Origin of the sequence: Rhodopirellula maiorica SM1 (genome assembly GCF_000346295.1) — a bacterium.
In the GTDB taxonomy this organism is placed as follows: Bacteria; Planctomycetota; Planctomycetia; order Pirellulales; family Pirellulaceae; genus Novipirellula; species Novipirellula maiorica.
Genome location: NZ_ANOG01000652.1, coordinates 1 through 3,929 on the forward strand (window position 1 = coordinate 1; position 3,929 = coordinate 3,929).

Annotated in this window: 3 protein-coding genes; 1 reads left to right on the forward strand and 2 read right to left on the reverse strand. The window is 54.5% G+C overall.

What is annotated here, in order from left to right; all coding sequences use genetic code 11:
* A partial coding sequence (locus RMSM_RS37865) for a LysR family transcriptional regulator (protein WP_008700819.1) occupies nt 1-240 on the reverse strand: 240 nt, incomplete at its 3' end.
* A 62-nt stretch (nt 241-302) separates the two neighbouring features.
* On the opposite strand from RMSM_RS37865, the gene dinB reads away from it, so the two are divergent.
* Nucleotides 303-1,457 carry a DNA polymerase IV gene (gene dinB / locus RMSM_RS20910; protein WP_008700820.1) on the forward strand — a complete coding sequence of 385 codons (1,155 nt, stop codon included), beginning with the start codon at nt 303-305 and terminating at the stop codon, nt 1,455-1,457.
* A gap of 223 nt (nt 1,458-1,680) precedes the next feature.
* On the opposite strand, the gene RMSM_RS20915 is transcribed toward dinB, so the two are convergent.
* A complete protein-coding gene (locus tag RMSM_RS20915) occupies nt 1,681-3,636 on the reverse strand; it encodes an FAD-dependent oxidoreductase (protein ID WP_008700822.1) in 1,956 nt (651 codons plus the stop codon).
* Nucleotides 3,637-3,929 lie beyond the last annotated feature (293 nt).

Consider the following 3,929-nt stretch of genomic DNA (forward strand, 5'->3'; position numbering starts at 1 on the left):
GAGCATCATCTTTCGCGATTGACGTTCAAACAGCGGTTGCCCAATCTCGTCTTCCAAACGCTGTAGCGATCGGCTTACTGCGGGCTGAGACAACCCGAGCTCTTCGGCTGCCCGCGTGATGTTTTGGGTTTGAACGATCTTCAGAAAGTGCGTCAGTTGGTCAAATTCCACCGCAAGTCTCCCTCCACAGGCTGCGTCGCTTTGATTAGCCCCCTGCTGGGTTTGCCACAGGTGAACCATCCTATTGGAATCAAACCATCGCCAGCCATACAAGAGGGGCTCGATGCGTTAGACTTTAGCTCATGATTTTGCATATCGACATGGACGCGTTTTATGCGTCGGTGGAACAACGTGATAACCCGTCGCTTCTCGGCATACCGATCGTGGTCGGTGGCAGTGCCAAGGGGCGCGGTGTGGTGGCGGCTGCCAGCTACGAGGCGCGGCGATATGGCGTTTATAGCGCGATGCCTATGAAAACCGCTCTCGAGCGATGTGGGCAGCTCGTCGTCGTGCCCGTTCAAATGGACCTGTATGCGAGTATCTCGAGGCAGATACGTGAAATATTTCATCGTTACACTCCACTTGTCGAGCCGCTCTCACTCGACGAGGCATTCTTGGATGTCACGGGCTGTCAGGCATTGTTCGGTTCCGCGGTCGAGATTGGTCGAGAAATTCAACAAGCAATTCTCGCTGAACTTGGGTTGAATGCATCGGTGGGAGTCGCGCCGAACAAATTTCTTGCCAAGGTTGCCAGCGGCCACGCCAAACCGCGTGGCTTCACCGTCGTGGAACCCGCCAAAGTACATGATTTTTTAGACCCGTTATCGATCGACAAGATATGGGGAGTTGGCAAGCGAGCCGAAGCACGCTTGGGGCAGCTCGGGATCTATCGTGTTGCCGACCTACGGCACGCTGATCTCGATCAGCTGACGCGGACCATGGGGCGTAGTTCGGCGAACCATTTGTACGCTTTAGCCTGGGGACGCGATGACCGAGCGGTGGTTCCCGACCGCGAAGCTAAATCGATCTCTCACGAGACCACGTTTCATACCGATGTCTCCGACAGCGAGGTCTTGCAGGCGATCTTGCTACGTTTGACCGAACAGGTGGGGCGGCGATTGCGCCGACATGATCGCTACTGCAGCACGGTGACCTTGAAACTGCGTTTTAGTGATTTTCAAACACTTGCTCGCTCGGCCACGCTTGCGTCGTCGAGCAATTCGACCAACACGTTGTGGGAAACCGTTCGCGATACATTGCTTCCCCGTATTCGCATCGATCAACCGGTGCGGCTTGTTGGTATGGGCGTCAGCTCGCTGGCCAATTCAAGAACACGACAACTCGGTTTGTTCGATGACAACGATGGTCGGGACTCGCAAGTGGATCAGGCTACCGATTCGATCCTCGATCGCTTTGGAAAGAACGCGATCCGCCGCGGCACGACACTCGAATCGTAGCGGAATGCGGTGTACATTTTGCGGCATCAAGACGCCGCGTCGATGCGGTCAAGCGGATGCTGCACGTCTCGGTTCGACGGTATTGCACACCGCCGAAAATTTCGAGTTTGGGTAGCTAGCTGCTTGGCCCTTGCCGCCGCGGCTTCAGATTCGCGGTGGCATGGATGGTGAGAATCGACTAGAAGCCATGACTTGAATATCGATTTGACTGGATTGGCAATCGTTATTCTGTTTGGCCTAACAGCACCGTTTGGCCCGATGGCACGCCATCGACCATTTGTTTTTTCAAGTCTTCGAGATAAGTGTCGTACACCTCGCGTGGTAAGCACGATTGTTCTTTGCAAATCGCCGCCGCCATGCCGACCACTTCGCCCATCATCCCGGTGGTCCGCTGGACGCGTACTGTGCCCAGTGCCACATGAGTGACGCTGATGTTCCGTCCCGCCATAAACAGGTTGTCGACATTGCGTGAATACAAGCAGCGATAAGGGATTGGGTACGGAGTGATTTTGAGAGTCTTGGCCGTCGATTGAAACGCTTCGCATGCGCACATCGGTTTCGAGGGATAGTGCAAATCAATCGTCCATGTCGTCGTGACGCTGGCGTCCTCGAAATCCTTCGCCGACACAATGTCTTGTTGCTTTAGCACCACGTCACCCATCAGTCGGCGTGATTCACGCTTGCCTCCGATGTAGGCGACCCACTGAAGTTCGCGATTGGCGAAACGGTCTTTGAACTTCGCTGAGTTTTTCAGCACACTCCAATTTCCGAAAACGACTCGCAGACCGTAGTCACGAATCCGTTCGATCTCCTCGACTTGATCTCGATTGGCTCCGGTTTCCCAGTCCCAATCGCCTTTGATCGTATCGACACAAGTGGTTTCGTCGAATTGAACCGCCCAGGGGCATTCGGGGAAGGAGGTCGGTGAGGTGTTGGTCCGTGAATTCCACTGGACCGATGTTCCCATCACCAACTCGTCGGCGACATCCGGCGCGAGCGACTCTTGCGTTTCCTCTTTCGATTCACGGCCTTGTCGGAAGTCCGCGTTTGCCATCGCACCCAGGGTGCCATCGCCGGTGCAATCGGCGAACAATCGACCGGTGAATCGGATTCGTTCCCCGCTGCGAATATCCTGGCCGACCACTGCGCTGATTTTGTCGCCGTCCATCTCGACACCATTGACGTGGGTGTTCAAGAACAGCGTGAGATTAGATTCGGCTTTGACGGCGTTCAGTTTTTTATCGTCTTCGTAGTTGGACTTTGGCCCTGCGTTGTGAATCTTCTTCTCAGGGAACTGGTTTGTCATCTGCACCATTTCTTGTGCACGCGGCCATGATGGATGCTCGGTGGCATCCCATAGAGTCCAGTGTCCTACCGGACTGATCTCGTCCACCAAATTGCCCAAGTTCGGATAAGGTTTTTGCCGAATCAGTCCCGATAAACCGACGCGCACTTCGGAGCTGTTATTGCCACCGAGGACCGGACGGTCTTGAATCAAAGCGACACGACAATCGGCGCGGGCGGCACTGATCGCCGAACAAATGCCCGCGATTCCGCCTCCGACCACGACGAGGTCATAGTCGCCACCTTCACTAGGATTGTCGTTTTGTCCGAGCAGTTTTTGGCGAAAGAGACTCAGGTCTGCCAACGCGTTTGGGGGCATAAATCCCTTTTCGTTGGTCAACAAGATCGTATCACATCGGCCGTTGAATCCGGTTAAATCGTGTAGCGTCAACGTGCTTTCGGGCTTCGTCAGCCGCACCATGCCGCCGTCTTGCCAATGCCAATCACTCTGCTCGGTACCAAAGGTGGCGGCGAGTGTTTCACCATCAATCTTCAGTTGGAATTTGCCAGGATACCCCGTCGCACGCATCGCGGGGATGGTGTCGGACGTTTTCCATGGGCCCGCCCAATCTCGCGTTCGTACCCATACATGGTATACGCCCGGCTGCGATACTTTGACTTGGGTGGTTGCGTCATCGACCGGAGTCCCCAATCCATGCGCCATTAGATAGGGGGATCCCATTTGGTCCATCGATTGTTGATCGATCACCCATCCCCCGCGTTCGGCAAAGCTTTCCGCTTCCACCAAAATCGTCTCACCCAATGACGGTGTCGCGATCGTAGCGAGTGACAACAGCAAAAGGACCAAGATGGGGCGTTTTGGCTGCACCGTCATAACACGTGAACGTCGTAAGAGCGAAGGTCCGATGGAGCTGGATTTCATACGATGAGGTCTCTTTATTCGTTTCAGTTGTGGGATTCGAATGGCGATGTGCAGACCGATTGGTTCGCCAAAATACATCATTCAAGAATGACGAGTTTTTCGCTCGCGGCATTGCTGGGCTGAGTTGCAGAGGTAGAACGCAACGATTTGGCTCCGCTATATCTATAGATATTAGCTAACTCGTAGCGACACGTCTTCAGAATCGCTTGCCAATACTGGTCATTTGTGTGCGCTGAGTGCCCGCG

Coding starts and splice junctions, on each gene's coding strand:
- dinB (WP_008700820.1), top strand. CDS start 303: ATGATTTTGCATATCGACATGGACGCGTTTTATGCGTCGGTGGAACAA.
- RMSM_RS20915 (WP_008700822.1), bottom strand. CDS start 3,636: ATGACGGTGCAGCCAAAACGCCCCATCTTGGTCCTTTTGCTGTTGTCA.